This window comes from Burkholderia semiarida, from assembly GCF_029268935.1.
Taxonomy (GTDB): domain Bacteria; phylum Pseudomonadota; class Gammaproteobacteria; order Burkholderiales; family Burkholderiaceae; genus Burkholderia; species Burkholderia semiarida.
Window position 1 is genome coordinate 130,171 of record NZ_JAHLCL010000005.1, and the last position, 14,977, is coordinate 145,147.

The 14,977-nt window shown below is 68.8% G+C and carries 13 protein-coding genes and 1 pseudogene; 8 read left to right on the forward strand and 6 right to left on the reverse strand.

The features are described from left to right. Window positions 1-43 precede the first annotated feature (43 nt). Window positions 44-1,624: an MFS transporter gene (locus KPB06_RS07405; protein ID WP_275905423.1), complete on the forward strand. Its 1,581-nt coding sequence runs from the start codon at window positions 44-46 to the stop codon at window positions 1,622-1,624. Window positions 1,625-1,722: 98 nt separating this feature from the next. Here the strand turns inward: KPB06_RS07405 and KPB06_RS07410 are convergent, their stop codons facing one another. Next, a complete protein-coding gene (locus KPB06_RS07410; protein WP_059574858.1) occupies window positions 1,723-2,703 on the reverse strand; it encodes an alpha/beta fold hydrolase in 981 nt (326 codons plus the stop codon). A gap of 363 nt (window positions 2,704-3,066) precedes the next feature. Here KPB06_RS07410 and KPB06_RS07415 point away from each other — a divergent pair, with 363 nt between their 5' ends. The 5 genes from KPB06_RS07415 (at window position 3,067) to KPB06_RS07435 (ending at window position 8,771) form a co-directional block, all read left to right on the forward strand. Beyond that, window positions 3,067-3,492 (forward strand): DUF3331 domain-containing protein, encoded by a 426-nt coding sequence (locus tag KPB06_RS07415; protein ID WP_059574860.1) that lies wholly within the window; start codon window positions 3,067-3,069, stop codon window positions 3,490-3,492. A 70-nt stretch (window positions 3,493-3,562) separates the two neighbouring features. Beyond that, window positions 3,563-4,384: an alpha/beta fold hydrolase gene (locus tag KPB06_RS07420; RefSeq protein WP_275905422.1), complete on the forward strand. Its 822-nt coding sequence runs from the start codon at window positions 3,563-3,565 to the stop codon at window positions 4,382-4,384. 409 nt (window positions 4,385-4,793) lie between these two features. Continuing rightward, on the forward strand, window positions 4,794-6,599 hold the full coding sequence (locus KPB06_RS07425) for an ATP-binding protein (protein WP_275905421.1): 1,806 nt from the start codon (window positions 4,794-4,796) through the stop codon (window positions 6,597-6,599). A gap of 153 nt (window positions 6,600-6,752) precedes the next feature. Continuing rightward, window positions 6,753-7,172 (forward strand): DoxX family protein, encoded by a 420-nt coding sequence (locus KPB06_RS07430; RefSeq protein ID WP_059574865.1) that lies wholly within the window; start codon window positions 6,753-6,755, stop codon window positions 7,170-7,172. Between the two features lie 111 nt (window positions 7,173-7,283). Then, window positions 7,284-8,771: a mechanosensitive ion channel family protein gene (locus KPB06_RS07435; RefSeq protein WP_059574867.1), complete on the forward strand. Its 1,488-nt coding sequence runs from the start codon at window positions 7,284-7,286 to the stop codon at window positions 8,769-8,771. Window positions 8,772-8,953: 182 nt separating this feature from the next. On the opposite strand, the gene KPB06_RS07440 is transcribed toward KPB06_RS07435, so the two are convergent. Further along, window positions 8,954-9,862 (reverse strand): LysR family transcriptional regulator, encoded by a 909-nt coding sequence (locus KPB06_RS07440; protein ID WP_059574869.1) that lies wholly within the window; start codon window positions 9,860-9,862, stop codon window positions 8,954-8,956. Window positions 9,863-9,982: 120 nt separating this feature from the next. On the opposite strand from KPB06_RS07440, the gene KPB06_RS07445 reads away from it, so the two are divergent. Beyond that, window positions 9,983-10,888, forward strand: coding sequence for a helix-turn-helix domain-containing protein (locus KPB06_RS07445; RefSeq protein ID WP_059574870.1), 906 nt, complete (start codon window positions 9,983-9,985; stop codon window positions 10,886-10,888). Here the strand turns inward: KPB06_RS07445 and KPB06_RS07450 are convergent. Then, window positions 10,854-11,012 (reverse strand): hypothetical protein, encoded by a 159-nt coding sequence (locus KPB06_RS07450; protein ID WP_181035508.1) that lies wholly within the window; start codon window positions 11,010-11,012, stop codon window positions 10,854-10,856. The genes KPB06_RS07445 and KPB06_RS07450 overlap by 35 nt on opposite strands. A gap of 442 nt (window positions 11,013-11,454) precedes the next feature. Here KPB06_RS07450 and KPB06_RS07455 point away from each other — a divergent pair, with 442 nt between their 5' ends. Beyond that, complete coding sequence (locus tag KPB06_RS07455) at window positions 11,455-12,618, forward strand: aldose epimerase family protein (protein WP_059575186.1); 1,164 nt, start codon at window positions 11,455-11,457, stop codon at window positions 12,616-12,618. A gap of 33 nt (window positions 12,619-12,651) precedes the next feature. Here the strand turns inward: KPB06_RS07455 and KPB06_RS07460 are convergent, their stop codons facing one another. From KPB06_RS07460 to KPB06_RS07470, 3 genes and pseudogenes are all read right to left on the reverse strand, one after another. Beyond that, a complete protein-coding gene (locus KPB06_RS07460; protein ID WP_059574872.1) occupies window positions 12,652-13,512 on the reverse strand; it encodes a PhzF family phenazine biosynthesis protein in 861 nt (286 codons plus the stop codon). 16 nt (window positions 13,513-13,528) lie between these two features. Beyond that, a pseudogene (locus KPB06_RS07465) lies at window positions 13,529-13,804 on the reverse strand (phospholipase D-like domain-containing protein); the annotation flags it as partial. A 111-nt stretch (window positions 13,805-13,915) separates the two neighbouring features. Next, on the reverse strand, window positions 13,916-14,887 hold the full coding sequence (locus KPB06_RS07470; protein ID WP_059574876.1) for an AraC family transcriptional regulator: 972 nt from the start codon (window positions 14,885-14,887) through the stop codon (window positions 13,916-13,918). Window positions 14,888-14,977 lie beyond the last annotated feature (90 nt).

The following is a 14,977-nucleotide window of genomic DNA, read 5'->3' on the forward strand; positions in this document are numbered from 1 at the left end:
GCGTTATGCTTGCGCCAGCTTGACAAACGGGAGCCGCTCGACGATGAACACGACGTTCGCCACCGGCAATGCCGCGCCAGGGCCGGCCTCGAGCCCGGCCTCCGACGTTCCGACGTTCCGGTCGATCGCCGCGATCGCGGCCGTGCTGCTCGGTGCGGTCATCGCGACGCTGACGTCGCGCATCACGTCGCTCGGCTTGGCCGACGTGCGCGGCGCGCTCGGCATCGGCGTCGACGAAGGCGCGTGGATCAACACCGCATTTACCGCGTCGCAGATGTTCGTCGGGCCGCTGGCGATCGCCGCGGCCTACCTGTTCGGCACACGCCGCGTGCTGCTCGCGGGCGCCGTGGTGTTTCTCTGCGCCGAAAGCGTGCTGCCGCTCTGCACGCGATTCGGCGCGTTCATCGTGTTTCAGGCGCTCGCCGGGTGCGCATCGGGCGTGTTCGTGCCGCTGACGATCGGCTTCGTCGTGCGCACGCTGCCGCCGCGGCTCATTCCGTTCGGCATCGCCGCGTATGCGATGAATCTCGAGATGTCGCTGAACCTGTCGGCCACGCTCGAAGGCTGGTACAGCGAGCACCTGAGCTGGCGCTGGCTGTTCTGGCAGAACGCGGTGCTGACCCTGCCGTTCATCGCCTGCCTGATGCTGTCGCTCGCCGACGAGCCGGTCAAGCGCTTCGCGTCCGGCATCGACGCGCGCGGCATGCTGCTCGGCGCGGGCGGGTTCGCCTGCCTGTGCATCGCGCTCGACCAGGGCGAGCGGCTGTTCTGGCTGCAGTCGCCGCTGATCGTCGCGCTGCTGGCCGTCGGCATCCTGATGGTCGCCGCGTTTCTGATCCACGAGCTCGCGTCGCCGCGCGCGGGCATCGATCTCGGCTACCTCGCGCGGCCGAACGTCGCGCTGCTGATCGTGCTCGTCGGCCTCGTGCGCTTCACCGTGCTCAACACGAGCTTCATCCCGTCGCTGTTCCTCGCGAGTACGTACGGGCTGCGCCCGCTGCAGATCGGCGATACGCTGCGCTGGATCGCGATTCCGCAGTTGCTGTTCGCGCCGTGCGTCGCGCTGTTGCTGCAGCGTGTCGACCCGCGCCGGCTGATCGTCGCCGGCTTCGCGGTGGTGGCGATCGCGTTCGCGCTCGGCTCGCGGCTCACGCCGGTGTGGGCCGAACCCGACTTCATTCCGTCGCAATTGCTGCAGGCGCTCGGCCAGACGATGGCGCTCACGTCGGTCATCGTCTTCTTCGGCAGGCACGTGACGGCCGAGCATGCGCTGACGTTCGGCGCGGTCGTGCAGACGACGCGCCTGCTGAGCGGGCAGCTCGGCACGACGTCGATCGCGGTGATTCAGCGGATCAGGGAGGCTACCCATTCGAATCTCGTCGGTCTGCATGTGTCGCTGTCGGATCCGGAAACGCTCGAACGGCTGCGGGCCGGCGCGGCGTCGCTGGTGGCGCACGGCGCCACGTTCGCGACGGGCAACGAGGCGTCCTATGCGCTCGTCGATCGTGCGGTGCGCGTGCAGGCCACGACGCTCGCGCTGGCCGACAACTTTCGCGTGGCGATGGCGTTCGCGCTCGCCGGCGCACTGCTCGGCATCCTGTTGCGCCCGGTGCGGGCGCCGTGAATGCGGCGCCGCATGGGCTGAAATGTCCTGAAAAGTCCTGAACGGCACCTGCGGCGTCCGTCGCGGCGGCATGCGCGCCGCCGCGACGGACGGCAGGCTTACGCCTGCAGGAACGCCAGCAACTCGGCGTTGATGCGATCGGCGCTCACCACGCACATGCCGTGCGAGCCGCCTTCGATCACCTTCAGCACCGCGTGCTTCACGATCTTCGACGACAGCCGGGCCGAATCGTCGATCGGCACGATCTGGTCGTCGTCGCCGTGCAGCACGAGCGTCGGCACGTCGATCTTCTTCAGGTCGTCCGTGTAGTCGACTTCGGAAAACTCCTTCACGCACAGGTACTGGCCATGGATGCCGCCCATCATCCCCTGCGACCAGAATGCGTCGATCGTGCCCTGCGACACCTTCGCGTTCGGGCGATTGAAACCGAAGAACGGCACGGCCAGATCCTTGTAGAACTGCGAACGGTTTTCCGCGACGTTCTTGCGGATGCCGTCGAATACCTCCATCGGCAGGCCGCCCGGATTGGTCGCCGATTTCACCATCTGCGGCGGCACCGCGCCGATCAGCACCGCCTTCGACACGCGTTTCGTGCCATGCCGGCCGATGTAGCGCGCGACTTCGCCGCCGCCGGTGGAGTGGCCGACGAGCGTCGCTTCGCGCACGTCGAGCGCGTCGAGCAGCGCGGCGAGATCGTCGGCGTACGTGTTCATGTCGTTGCCGTTCGACGGCTGGCTCGAACGGCCGTGGCCGCGGCGGTCGTGCGCGATCACGCGATAGCCGTGCTGCACGAGGAACAGCATCTGCGCGTCCCACGCGTCCGCGCACAGCGGCCAGCCGTGCGAGAACACGACCGGGCGGCCGCTGCCCCAGTCCTTGAAGTAGATCTGCGTGCCGTCCTTCGTGGTGATCGTGTTCATCGTGTGCGCTCCTGAATGCGCGGAAGAGGGGTGGCGGGAGGGCGTGCCGGCCGCGGCCGCCATCGCGGGCAGCGCGGCGGCCGCGACGGCGGTCGCGCCGGCGAGCAGCATGTCGCGGCGGCGAGCCGACGAAACGGCGTCGGTCTGTTCGGGATGCATCTGGACTCCTGAGGTGTGCGGCGGCGAGGCCGCGGGATGGTGGATCGGTGGCGGCCGGCCGCGGCCATCCCGCCCGGCGGCCGTCCGGCGTGCGCCGTCGCGTCGGTTGGTGCGCGCGGACGATCGGATGCCGTCAGGAGCGTATCCCGGCGCGGTGCGCGCCGTACTGAAATCCGGCTGAATTTTCTTGAACGCCGCGGCGCCGCGAGCGGCATTGCCGCACTGCAGAAAAATTAAGCGCGTGACCGGGACTCTTCAGCGCACGGCGACTATCGTCAGCATCGGGTCACCCGCCGTGTGTTTGCCGCGACGCGAGCGGGCCCCCACGCCCGCACCGCCCGTCACTTGCCTGGATAAGCCGCCATGGACGCCTTCAATCGTTGGGAGCACATGATCACGTCGCTCAGGCCGTCGCCCGCCGCGAGCCTCCGGATGATGCCGCGCGAGCGGACCGCGGACGGCTCCTGTCGCCCGCATCGGGACGACGCGCCCACGCCATCGAGCGGCGACGTGCGCCGCCGCAGCGCGATCGTCGCCGTCGAGCGGCAGACCGATTCGTCGATGCTGGTGTCATGGAGCGATCCGACGCGCTGTCGCTACGACGAGCAACGCTGGATCTGCGCGAAGGCGCGCAGGCTGGCGCGCTGCGCGCTCACCGGGCAACCGATCCGGGTGGGCGACGTGATCTACAAACCCCAATGGCGCGGCGAGAGACGCCCCGCGAACTGCCGCGAGATGATTCTCGCGGCGGCGCTCGAGCAGTTCGCCGCCCGGCAGTCCCGGGCATGACGCGCCGCGCCGCACGCTTCGGCCGCGCCCACATCCGCGGGCGCGGCTTCCCTATTCGAAAGGAACCCTCATGAGCACGTTCACCACCCGCGACGGCGTGTCGATTCACTACAAGGACTGGGGCAGCGGCCGCCCGGTCGTGTTCATTCACGGCTGGCCGCTGAATGCCGACATGTGGGACGTGCAGATGCACCATCTCGCGTCGCACGGCCTGCGCTGCGTCGCATACGACCGGCGCGGCTTCGGCCGCTCCGGCCAGCCGTGGGGCGGTTACGACTACGACACGCTGGCCGACGATCTCGCGACGCTGCTCGACACGCTCGACCTGCATGACGTGACGCTCGTCGGCTTTTCGATGGGCGGCGGCGAGGTGGCCCGCTACATCGGCCGGCATGGCACGAAGCGCGTGTCGAAGGCGGTGCTGATCGGTTCGGTGACGCCGCTCATCGCGCGCCGCGACGATCATCCGGAAGGCGTGGACGTCGCGGTCTTCGACGGCATTCGCGCGGGCATCGCGGCCGATCGCGCCGCCTTTCTCGACGGCTTCTGGCCCCTCTTTACCGGGTCGAACCGCGACGGTTCGACGGTTTCGCGCGCCGCGCTCGACTGGACGTCGTTCATGGCGTGGCAGGCCGGGCTGAAGGGCACGCTTGATTGCGTTCGCGCGTTTTCCGAGACCGATTTTCGGGCCGACCTGCAACGATTCGACGTGCCGACGCGCGTGATTCACGGCGACGACGACCAGACGGTTCCGCTCGCGCTGACCGGCGCCGCGACGGCGAAGCTGGTCCCGCATGCGACGCTGAGCGTCTACGAAGGCGGTCCGCATGCGCTTTACCTGACGCACGCGACGCGGCTGAACGACGAGCTGCTGGCGTTCGCGCGGTCCTGAGCGCGCGCCGCGGCGCCGCGCGGCGAATCGATTCGAGGCGATGCCGATAATCCCGCGGATATTCGGCCGGTGCAACGGATCGAGCGGGAAATGAATCGGGAATCGGCCGGGCGAATCGAAAAGGAAAATGCGCGGCATTTCCGCTCGGCAATTTCGTCTGATATATCGAAATCGCGTTCATGGGCGCATCCATGATTTGCACATGAAACGGGCATCGTCGTGCCGCATGCCGGTGCATGCGGACGTGTCGGGCGCCGCGCCCGCCGCGGCATTTTCGTCATTTCAAAAAATTCGAGCCGTCCATTCTGATAATTTGAATCATTCGATCATGCAAATACCGTAGCATTGACGGCGAACCGGCACCCGATTTCAGCCGGGCGCCGTTGAATGTCACCCTCAAGAAATTCCCATGATCCGGATTGGAACACTTCACGTTTTTCTCGACAGACGTGAAATTCGTTCGAACGGCAAGCTGCTGCGCATCGGCAGCCGCGCATTCGAAATTCTCGAACTGTTGATTCGGGCGAACGGTGCGCTGGTATCGAAAGATGAAATCATGCAGCGCGTGTGGCCGCACACCGTGGTGGAAGAAAACAACCTGCAGGTGCACATCGCATCGCTGCGCAAGGCGCTGGCCGGCGACCGGAACCTGATCGTGACGGTACCCGGTCGCGGCTATCGGCTGGTTTCCGGGCAGGACGCGGGCGCCGCGCCCGTGCGCCCGGCCACGTGGCGGCCGTCCGCCGCGCCGGGCGCGTTGTTCGGCCGCGAACAGACGGTCGCCGACGTGCTGGACGCACTGCGCACGGCGCGCATCGTGACGCTCGTCGGCGCGGGCGGCATCGGCAAGACGCGCGTCGCGATCGAAGCGGCGGCGCGCGCCGACGTGCGCTTTCCGGAAGGCACCGTATTCGTTTCGCTCGCCACCGTCGCGTGTCCGCGCTTCGTGCCGGACGCGCTCGCCGGCGCGTTCGGCATCACGCAGCCGACCGGCTCGCTGACGCTCGAAGCGGTGCTCGCCAGCGTCGCGCGGCGCCGGATGCTGCTCGTGCTCGACAACTGCGAGCACCTGCTCGATGCCGCCGCGCGGATCGCGAGCGCGCTCACCGATGCGGACGACGGGCTGTGCGTCCTCGCGACGAGCCGGGAATCGCTGCGCATCCACGGCGAGCGCGTGTGCCCGGTGCCGCCGCTCGACATACCGGGCGAAGACGCCGGCGATCACGAGGCGATGAGCGCGAGCGCGGTGCAGTTGTTCGCGGCGCGCGCACGTGCGGCCGATCCGCGCTTTCCGCTCGATGCGCGCAGCCTGTCGTTGATGGCGTCGGTCTGCCGCCGCCTCGACGGCCTGCCGCTCGCGATCGAGCTGGCCGCGGCACGCGCCGCCGTGCTCGGCATCGACGTGCTGGCCGCCCATCTCGACGATCACTTCCGGCTGCTGACCGGCGGATTTCGCACCGCGTTGCCGCGCCATCAGACGCTGCAGGCGATGTACGACTGGAGCTACCGGTTGCTCGGGGAGTCCGAGCGCCTGCTGCTGCGATGGCTCGGCGTGTTCCGCGACAGCTTCGCGATCGAGGCCGTGCGCGAGGTCGTTGGCGCCAACGGGCTGGCCGGCGCCGACCTGCTCGATACGATCGCCGGCCTCGTGTCGAAGTCGCTGCTGATCCTCGAAACCGCGCACGGCGCGCCGCGCTACCGGCTGCTGACGACCACGCGGGCCTACGCGCAACAGCAGCTCGACAGTCACGGCGAGGGCGAGGCTGCCGCCCGCGCGCATGCGGCCTACTTCCTCGCGCTGTTCCGGAGCGCGACCCACGGCGGCGAGCAGCCGGGCGTCGAGCCGGGCGGCACGACCCGGCTCGACGCGGTCCGGTGCGAACTCGGCAATCTGCGTGCTGCGCTCGACTGGGCATTTTCGGCGCGCGGCGACGCGGCGCTCGGCATCGCGCTCGCGGCCGTCGCGGTGCCTTGCCTGTTCGATCTGTCGCTCGTCGACGAATGTCGGGAGCGCGCGCGCGTCGCGCTCGATGCGATGCGCGACGCGGATGCCGCCCTGGTGTCCGACGATGCGCGCGTGCGCTTGCTGGCCGCGTATGCGGCTGCGCTCGCGCATACGGCGGAGTCGACGCAGGCTGCGCATGATGCGTGGTCGGAAGTGCACGCGCTCGGATTCGATGCGGCCGAGGCCGAGTTGCCGTCGCGCGAGTCGTGACGCCGGGTTCGCGCGCTGCTCGCCTGTTTCAGAACGATTCAGCCCGGATACAGGACAGCGGCAGGCGGCACGCGTAGATTGCCTGGACGGCGGGCGCCGGCATGCCACCCGGCGCACGCCGCCGTGCATCCCGCTCAATCGACGAAACGCCGTATGAATCCTGCCCACTCCGACCTTTCCAGCCACGCGACCGATCTCGGCCTGCTGTTCCTGCGTGTATCCGCCAGCGTGCTGCTGCTCGTGGTTCACGGCCTGCCGAAGATCCTGCATTACACGGCCGAAGCCGCGGCCATCGAGGATCCGTTCCATCTCGGCCGCACGCTGTCGATCGTGTTCGCGATCTTCGCGGAGGTCGTGTGCCCGATCTTCATGATCGTCGGCCTGTACCCGAGGCTCGCGGCGCTGCCGGTGATGATCGTCACGCTCGTCGCGTTGGTGTTCGTGCACCCGGACTGGCCGCTGCGCGATGCGCAGTTCGCATGGATGCTGCTGATCCTGTTCGGCACGATCGCGATCGCGGGCGCCGGCCGCTACGTGTTGCCGTTGCCGGGCGTCGCGCGCCGGCGGGACTAGCCGCGACCGGCGCGACGGCGGCCGGCACGCGATGCGTCCGATGATTCCGTTCCCGCGGCGACGTTCGTCTTGCCGCCTTGACCCTTTCGCGCGCCGCGCTGGCGATCCGACATGTTGAATTTCTCCGATACGGCGATCTACGGCGCGCCGATCGTGCTGGCCGATCTCGCCGCGTGGCGGCTGTTCGGGCACGCGCGCCCCGTGACGCGCGCGATCCGGCGCTGTGCGGCGTTCGCCGCGCTGAGCGCCGTGCTGTTCGCGACCGGCGTGAGCCCGCTCGCGGTGCCCGCATCAATCGGCGGGCTCGACCGGATCGCGGTCCAGGCGATCTGCATCGCATGGTGGCTCCAGTGCGCGATCGTGTTCAGCCTGCTGCTCAATCATCTGCTGCTGCCGCGTGCATGGCACAGCCAGCGGCTCTTTCACGACATCGCCGCGGGCATCGTGTTCGGCGCGGCCGCGGTGGCCGCGCTGGGCTACGTGCTCGGCCTGCCGTTGAGCGGCCTCGTCGCGACCTCCGGCGCCGTCGCGGTGATACTCGGTCTCGCGCTCCAGAACACGCTGAACGACGTGTTCTCCGGGCTCGTGCTGAATACCACGCAACCGTTCCGGCTCGACGATACGGTGTCGATCGGCGAGCTCGAAGGGCGGATCGTCGAGAGCAACTGGCGCGCGACGAAGCTGATCGACAGCCTCGGCAACCTGGTCGTCGTGCCGAACAGCGCGGCGGCGCGCGCCACGATCGTGAACCTCAGCGAGCCGGCCGGCCTGCACGGCGTCACGCTCGCGCTCGACCTCGATCCCGCGGTGCGGCCGGCCGTCGCCGTCGGCGCACTGGAGCGGGCCGCGGCGAGTTCGCTCGACGTGCTCGCGCGCCCCGCGCCGATCGCCGTCGTGAAGGCGTTCCGCGCGAACGCGATCCAGTACGAACTCGTCTGTTACGTCGACGCACTGCAGAAGAAAACCACCGTGCGCAACGCGCTCTACGATCTCGCGCATCGGCACCTGGCCGCGGCGGGCGTCGCGTGGCGGCCGCTCGCGGGCGCCGCGCCGGCGTGTGCGTCGCCATCGACATCGCAAGCGCATCCGGTATCGCGCCGGCTGCTGCTGTTGCGGGCGGTCGAATTGTTCGCATGCGTCGACGACGACGATCTGGCCGTGCTGGCCGATGCGCTGGTATCGCGTTCGTTCGGCAAGGGCGACGTGATCTATGCGTCGAATGCCGAGTCGCGCGTGCTGACGATCGTCGAATCGGGTGTCGCGGCGGTGTTCGTGCCGGGCGCGGCGGGCGACGTCGAAGTCCGTCGGATGGCGCCCGGCGATGCGATCGGGCAGTCGGTCGTGCTCGCCGGCACGCGGCTTCATGCGACCGTCCACGCGGTGACCGCGATGACCGTGCATCAGCTTCGCAGCGAGGATCTGGCGGCGCTGATCGGCAGGAAGCCGGCGCTCGGCAGGCTGATGTGCGAGTCGCTCACCGAACATGTCGCGACCGAGGAAAGGATGATGATTCCGCCGGTCGAGCAGGCGCACGCGGGGTTCAGCCTGATCGGATGGCTCGAGAAGGAAATGAAGCGGCTGCACGATTCGCTCGGCTGACGCGCGGCGCGGATGGCGAGGGTCGCCGGCGGGACGGGATGGACGTGCGCTTGCCGTCGCGGCGCGTGGCGCCGTGCCGGGGCGCTGCGTGACGCGTGCGATGCCGGGCCGTCAGTCATCGGCGGGCGGCCGGGCGGCAGCGCGTGCGGCCCCGGCGTGCCGGCGGGCGGGGAACGGGTGCGTCAGTCGGGTGTCGTGAAACGCTCGACGAGATCCGGCTGGTCGAGTTGCTCGACCCACCAGTGCAGCGCGCGGCCCGCCTCGTCGCCGCGCCACGCGAGATAGCAGTGCGTGGTGTCGCGCATGCCCGTCACCTGGCGCGCGACGAGCTTGCCGTCGGCGATCGCGCGCGCCGCGATGCATTCCGGCAGCGTGCCGACCGCGAGCCCTTCGCATTGCGCTTCCAGTTTCGCGGCCAGCGTCGGTACCGCGAGGTAAGGCTGGCCCGCATCGATCGCGACGGACTGCGGCTGCAATTCGCGCGACGTATCGCTGATCACCGCGCCGCGATACTGGACGACCGACGCCATCGCGAGCGGTTCGGGCAACGCCGCGAGCGGATGGGACGGCGCGACCGCGAACACGTGCCTGAGCGAGCCGATCGGCCGCGCGACGATGCCCGGCAATTCCGGCGGTTCGCCCGCCGCGCCGACGACGAGATCGGCCCGCCGCGAAATCAGCGCATCCCACGCGCCGCCGAGCACTTCGGTCGACAGGCGCAGCCGCGTGTCCATTCCGAGCGCGTAGAAGCGGTGGACGTACGGCCACAGCGCGCCGAACGGCAGAATTTCGTCGATACAGACGCGCACTTCCGTTTCCCAGCCCTGTTGCGCACGCAGCGCCTTCAGCTCGAGTTGCTCGGCCGCGCGCAGCAGGCGGCGGCCTTCCTCGACGACGATGCGTCCCGCATGCGTGAGCTTCGCGCGCCGGCCGCTGCGGTCGAACAGCGCCACGCCGAGATCGCTTTCAAGTTTCTGCACGAGGTAGGTCAGCGCGGACGGCACGCGATGCAGCAGTTCCGCGGCTTCGGCAAAGGTTCCGGTGCGGTCGATCGCGTCCAGGGCTTCGAGCGCTTCGAATGACAGCTTCATCGCAAATTCCGGTAGGGGGTGGCTGGCGCATCATACCAGTGCCGCCGCGGCGCGAGCGGCGCGCGTCACCGTGATTTGCTAGAGTGGCCACTCCTGTCATTCGTCTCTTCGCATCGTCCCATGACCACCGCTCAGCCGGACACCGCATCCTCCGATTTCATCCCGGCCGACGTCAGGCAGACCATCGTCACGCAGGCGTTGCCGAAGGGGCAAATCGGTATCGTCCGACTCAAGACCTTGCGCCGGAACATGGGGCTGACCGCGCCCTATGAACTGGAGAATACGGATCTGATCGTCTTGCAGTTGCATGCGTTCGGCGAACAGGATCTGTGGCTCGATGGCCGCCCCGCGCCGTTCGTTCCGTACGACGCGGGAACCGTGTCGATCTACGATCTCGACCGTCGCTGGGTGGCCGACCTGAAGGGCGCGTTCGATTGCCTGCATTTCCACCTGCCGCGCCCCATGCTCGAGGAAACGGTCGACGACCTCGGCGGCCGGCGGCGGCCGCAGCTTTATCTGCCGCCGCATCTGAGCACCCACGATTCGGTCATCCATGCGCTCGGACGCGCGCTGCTGCCCGCGCTGGCCCGGCCTGGCGAGGCGTCGCAGATCTTCATCGATCACGTGGGGCTGGCGTTTCAGGCGCACGTCGCGTGCCGGTACGGCGGCATCGGCGAACGGCGGGAAAAGTCGGACGGCAAGCTCACGCCGTCGCAGGCGCGCCGTGCGAAAGAACTGCTGCTCGCGCATCTCGACGGCAACATCGGGCTGGCCGACGTGGCGAGCGCGTGCGGGCTGTCTCGCAGTCATTTCGTCAAGGCGTTTCATCGGACGACCGGGCTGCCGCCGCATCGCTGGCTCATCGTGCAGCGCGTCGAACGGGCGAAGGAATGGATGCGCAACCCGGACGTGCCGTTGAGCCTGATCGCCGCCGCGTGCGGCTTCGCCGATCAGAGCCATTTCTCGCGAACCTTCACGCGCTTGACCGGTGTCACGCCTCGCCGGTGGCGCGCGGACCATACGTGATCGTGATCGTCACGATGCGAAGGCGGGGTGCGCCGGTCCGCCCCGCGCGCTGCCATGGCGGATCGGCGGCGTATGTTTCGGGCAGCCGGTGCAACTGCGTGGCCAGCACGAGATCGCGGCCCATGGACGGATGCGATGCGTGCGCGTGCAACCATGACGCGGTACAGTGCGTGTTCGCGACCCGCACGAGCGCTGCGCGCTTCGTTGTCCGCGTCGTCCTGCAGCGTCGTCGCGTAGACGACATCATGGGCCCAAGCCGCGAGCTCGATGGCCGGCCACGGCGGTTCCGTACGATACGGCGCGAGGTGCGCGAACAATTCCGCCAGATGCGCGAGCGTGTGATCGAAGCGCCGCAGCTCGCCGTATGCGCGCTCGACGAGCGGCCACACGGCCGCCGCGCCGAAGCAGGCATCGCGGGCGGCGCGCAGCGTGCGTGCGATATCGGCGGAGACGGCGTTCATGACGGCGATCGCTCGGGCGGACGATGCGCGCAGCATGGCAAACGTGGCGCCGTGCGGGCATGCAACTTGCGCGCCTGCACGGGCCGCACCACCTTGGAGATTTTCATGAAACGACGCTGGCCGCGACAACCGATGCTCGCGATAGGTGTGTTCGCAACGTTCGCGCTGCATGCAGCCGCCGCATCGGCGGCGCCCGACGTGTCGATCAGCCGCGCCGATTACGGGACGACCGCGAGCGGGCAGGCGGTGAGCCAGTACACGCTCGCGAACCGGCACGGCGTGACGCTGAAAGTCATCACGTACGGCGGCATCGTGACCGCGCTCGACGTGCCCGACCGCACCGGCCACGTTGCCGACATCGTGCTCGGCTTCGATTCGCTGCGCGACTACGAAGCGCACAACGGCAACATCCATTTTGGCGCGCTGATCGGCCGGTATGCGAACCGCATCGCGGGCGGGCGTTTCACGCTCGGCGGCAAGACGTGGACGCTGCCGGTCAACGACGGGCCGAACACGCTGCACGGCGGCCCGGACAGTTTCGACGCGAAGGTGTGGAAGGTCACCGGTACGCACAGCGACGCGGCCGGTTCGAGCGTCACGCTGCGCTACGTGAGCCCCGACGGCGAGAACGGCTTCCCCGGCACGCTGACGACGGACGTCACCTACACGCTGACCCGCGACGACGAGATCCGCATCGACTACCGCGCGACGACCGACCGGGACACGGTCGTCAACCTGACCAACCACAGCTACTTCAATCTGGCGGGGCAGGCAGCCGGTAGCGTCGAGCGGCAACTGATCGAGATCGCCGCATCGCGTTTCACGCCGACCGACGGCACGTCGATTCCGACCGGGCAACTGGCGAGCGTCGCGGGCACGCCGATGGATCTGCGCCAGTTGACGCCGATCGGCGCGCATTTGCGCGATGCGTATCCGCAGCTTGCGATCGCGCATGGCTACGACCAGAACTGGGTGCTCGACCAGGGCGGCCAGACGGCGCCGGCGTTTGCCGCGCGTGCTTACGACCCGGCGTCCGGGCGGTTCCTCGAGCTGTACACGACGCAGCCGGGGCTGCAGTTCTATACGGCCAACGGGTTGAACGGCAGTGTCGCGGGCAAGGGCGGGACGGCCTACCGGCAAACCGATGCGTTCGCGCTGGAGGCCGAGCATTTTCCCGATTCGCCGAATCATCCGGCCTTCCCGTCGACGGCGCTCAAGCCGGGCGAGACGCTGCACGAAGTGACGGTGTGGCGGGTAGGCGCGCGATGAGCGTCGGCGTCGGCATCGGCGGGCGTGCGTCGGTCACACGTTGATCACGCCGCGCCCGATTTCGATCACGCGCCCGCCGACGCCGATTTCGCCCGCGGCATCGACCGACAAGCGCAGCAGGCAGGGCCGGCCGACGGCTTCGCCTTGCTCGACCCGAAACGCGGCCGGCAGATCGTGTCCGGCGGCGAGCAGCCAGCCGCCCAGATTCGCGCAGGCCGATCCGGTGCCTGGGTCTTCCGACACGCCGCCGCCTTGCTTCACGAAGAAGTAGCGGGACACGACCGTCCCCGGGCGCGCGGCATCGAACGCGAACACATAGGCGGTCTTGCGGCCGAGGCTGCTTCGCGGCCAGACGTCGAGGTGCGCGCTATCGGGCTGCGCGCGCCGCACGGCGGCCGGGTCCTTGAGCGCGACCAGCAACTGGTCGGCACCGGTGTCGACCCACAGCGGCGGCGCGAGCAGGTCGCTTTCCGCGATTCCGAGCAGCGCCGCGACCTGCGCATTCGGCAACGCGCACGGCGCCGTGTTCGGCATGCCGGCGTGCGGCGCGATGAAGGTCCACACGTCGCCGCGCGCGGCGACGTCGACGACGCCGGCCTTGAATTCGAGCGACAGCGCATCGCCTGCCTCGAGCAGGTCCCGCACGACGTGCGCGGTGCCGAGCGTCGGATGGCCCGCGAAAGCCATCTCGTAGCCGGGCGTGAAGATGCGCACGCGTGCATGCGCGCGCTCGGACGGCAGCACGAAGGTCGTCTCCGACAGATTGAACTGCACGGCCAGCGCCTGCATGGTCGCGTCGTCCATGCCGCGCGCATCGTCGAACACGCACAGCGGGTTGCCGCCGAACGTCGATTCGGCGAAGACGTTCAGCAGGCGGAAGGTGTACTGGGTCATCGGTATCTCGTGTGGGTCAGCCCTGTTTGTCGAGCGGTGCGAGCATCGCCTGCATGTCGGGATGCTTCAGCACTTTCCGGTATTCTGCCGGACTCATCGCGTCGATCAAGACGCGGCCGCTCACGTCGGCCTTGATGGACTCGACCGCGAGCAGCGCGATGACCGGATGGGTCGTCAGCGTCGCGTGGTCGGGCGACGGGTCGCCGAATTCCGCCATCACTGCCTCGGTATTGTCCGCGACCGCGACGGCCAGCGGCCGGCCCGAGAGCCGAAGTCTCGCGCTGGCGCCGCAGGGCATCCGGGGCGTGACCGCGTTCATCCTGAAGTCGCCGCCCGGCCGCGCGCTCGATGCGGCGCGATGAACGCGCGCGTCGCGGCGGGGGGGCGGCGCACGTCAACGACGTCAATGCGACGACACGAACACCGCATCGTCGAACGCCTCCGGAATCGCGAAGCTCGCGCGCATGCGCCGCGCTTCCTTCGCCGGCGTCAAGCCGAACAGGCGCTTGAATTCCCGGCTGAACTGCGACGGGCTCGTATAGCCGACCGCATAGCCGGCCGCCTCCGCCGTCAGGTCCTGGCGCACCATCAACAGCCGCGCCTGATGCAGCCGCGTCGATTTCAGGTACTGCATCGGCGACACCTGCGTGATCGCCTTGAAGTGACTGTGAAAGCTCGGCACGCTCATGCCGGCTTCGTCGGCCAGTTGCGACACGTCGAGCGGCCGCGCGTAATCGGCGTGGATCATGCGCAGCGATCGCCCGATCCGGCCGTATTGCCCGCGCATCGCCAGCGCGCTGCGCATCGCATGGCCCTGCGCGCCGGTCAGCACGCGGAAATACAGCTCGCGCAGCAGCGCCGGGCCGAGCACGGCGGCGTCGAGCGGCCGCTGCATCGCGTCGACGAAACGCAGCACCGACGCGTGCATCGCTTCGTCCATCGGCGTCGACATCATGCTCTTCGGCGCCTGCACCGTTTCCGCGACGCCCGCGCGATCGATCTGCGCGGCGAGTTCGGCGGCCAGCGTGAAATCGAGGTGCAGGTACAGCGCGAGCAGCGGGCGCTCCGGCGTCGCGTCGGTTTCCATGCTGAACGGGACCGGCACGGAGACGGCCAGGTAATGGTGTTCGTCGTACAGATAGCACTCGCCGCCGAAGTAGCCGCGCTTCGACCCCTGGCACACGATCACGATGCCCGGGTCGTACAGCACCGGCGTGCGCGACAGCGCGCGGTTCGAGCGCAGGATGCGCACGCTCGGCAGCGCGGTCAGGTTGTAGCCCTCGTTCGGCGCCAGCGCGCGCAGCAGCGCCACCAGGCGCTTCCGGTCGCGCGGCGACAGCGCTGGAGGTTGGGCGGAGACGGGCACGATGCTCATAGTTTTGTGCAAGAAAATCAGCGGAATCGGGCTTATTCGGCGTCCTTCGTCAGACTAGTATGCACGCTTGAATCGACATTCGGGAGAAGC

Coding starts and splice junctions, on each gene's coding strand:
- KPB06_RS07405 (WP_275905423.1), top strand. CDS start 44: ATGAACACGACGTTCGCCACCGGCAATGCCGCGCCAGGGCCGGCCTCG.
- KPB06_RS07410 (WP_059574858.1), bottom strand. CDS start 2,703: ATGCATCCCGAACAGACCGACGCCGTTTCGTCGGCTCGCCGCCGCGAC.
- KPB06_RS07415 (WP_059574860.1), top strand. CDS start 3,067: ATGGACGCCTTCAATCGTTGGGAGCACATGATCACGTCGCTCAGGCCG.
- KPB06_RS07420 (WP_275905422.1), top strand. CDS start 3,563: ATGAGCACGTTCACCACCCGCGACGGCGTGTCGATTCACTACAAGGAC.
- KPB06_RS07425 (WP_275905421.1), top strand. CDS start 4,794: ATGATCCGGATTGGAACACTTCACGTTTTTCTCGACAGACGTGAAATT.
- KPB06_RS07430 (WP_059574865.1), top strand. CDS start 6,753: ATGAATCCTGCCCACTCCGACCTTTCCAGCCACGCGACCGATCTCGGC.
- KPB06_RS07435 (WP_059574867.1), top strand. CDS start 7,284: ATGTTGAATTTCTCCGATACGGCGATCTACGGCGCGCCGATCGTGCTG.
- KPB06_RS07440 (WP_059574869.1), bottom strand. CDS start 9,862: ATGAAGCTGTCATTCGAAGCGCTCGAAGCCCTGGACGCGATCGACCGC.
- KPB06_RS07445 (WP_059574870.1), top strand. CDS start 9,983: ATGACCACCGCTCAGCCGGACACCGCATCCTCCGATTTCATCCCGGCC.
- KPB06_RS07450 (WP_181035508.1), bottom strand. CDS start 11,012: ATGGGCCGCGATCTCGTGCTGGCCACGCAGTTGCACCGGCTGCCCGAA.
- KPB06_RS07455 (WP_059575186.1), top strand. CDS start 11,455: ATGAAACGACGCTGGCCGCGACAACCGATGCTCGCGATAGGTGTGTTC.
- KPB06_RS07460 (WP_059574872.1), bottom strand. CDS start 13,512: ATGACCCAGTACACCTTCCGCCTGCTGAACGTCTTCGCCGAATCGACG.
- KPB06_RS07470 (WP_059574876.1), bottom strand. CDS start 14,887: ATGAGCATCGTGCCCGTCTCCGCCCAACCTCCAGCGCTGTCGCCGCGC.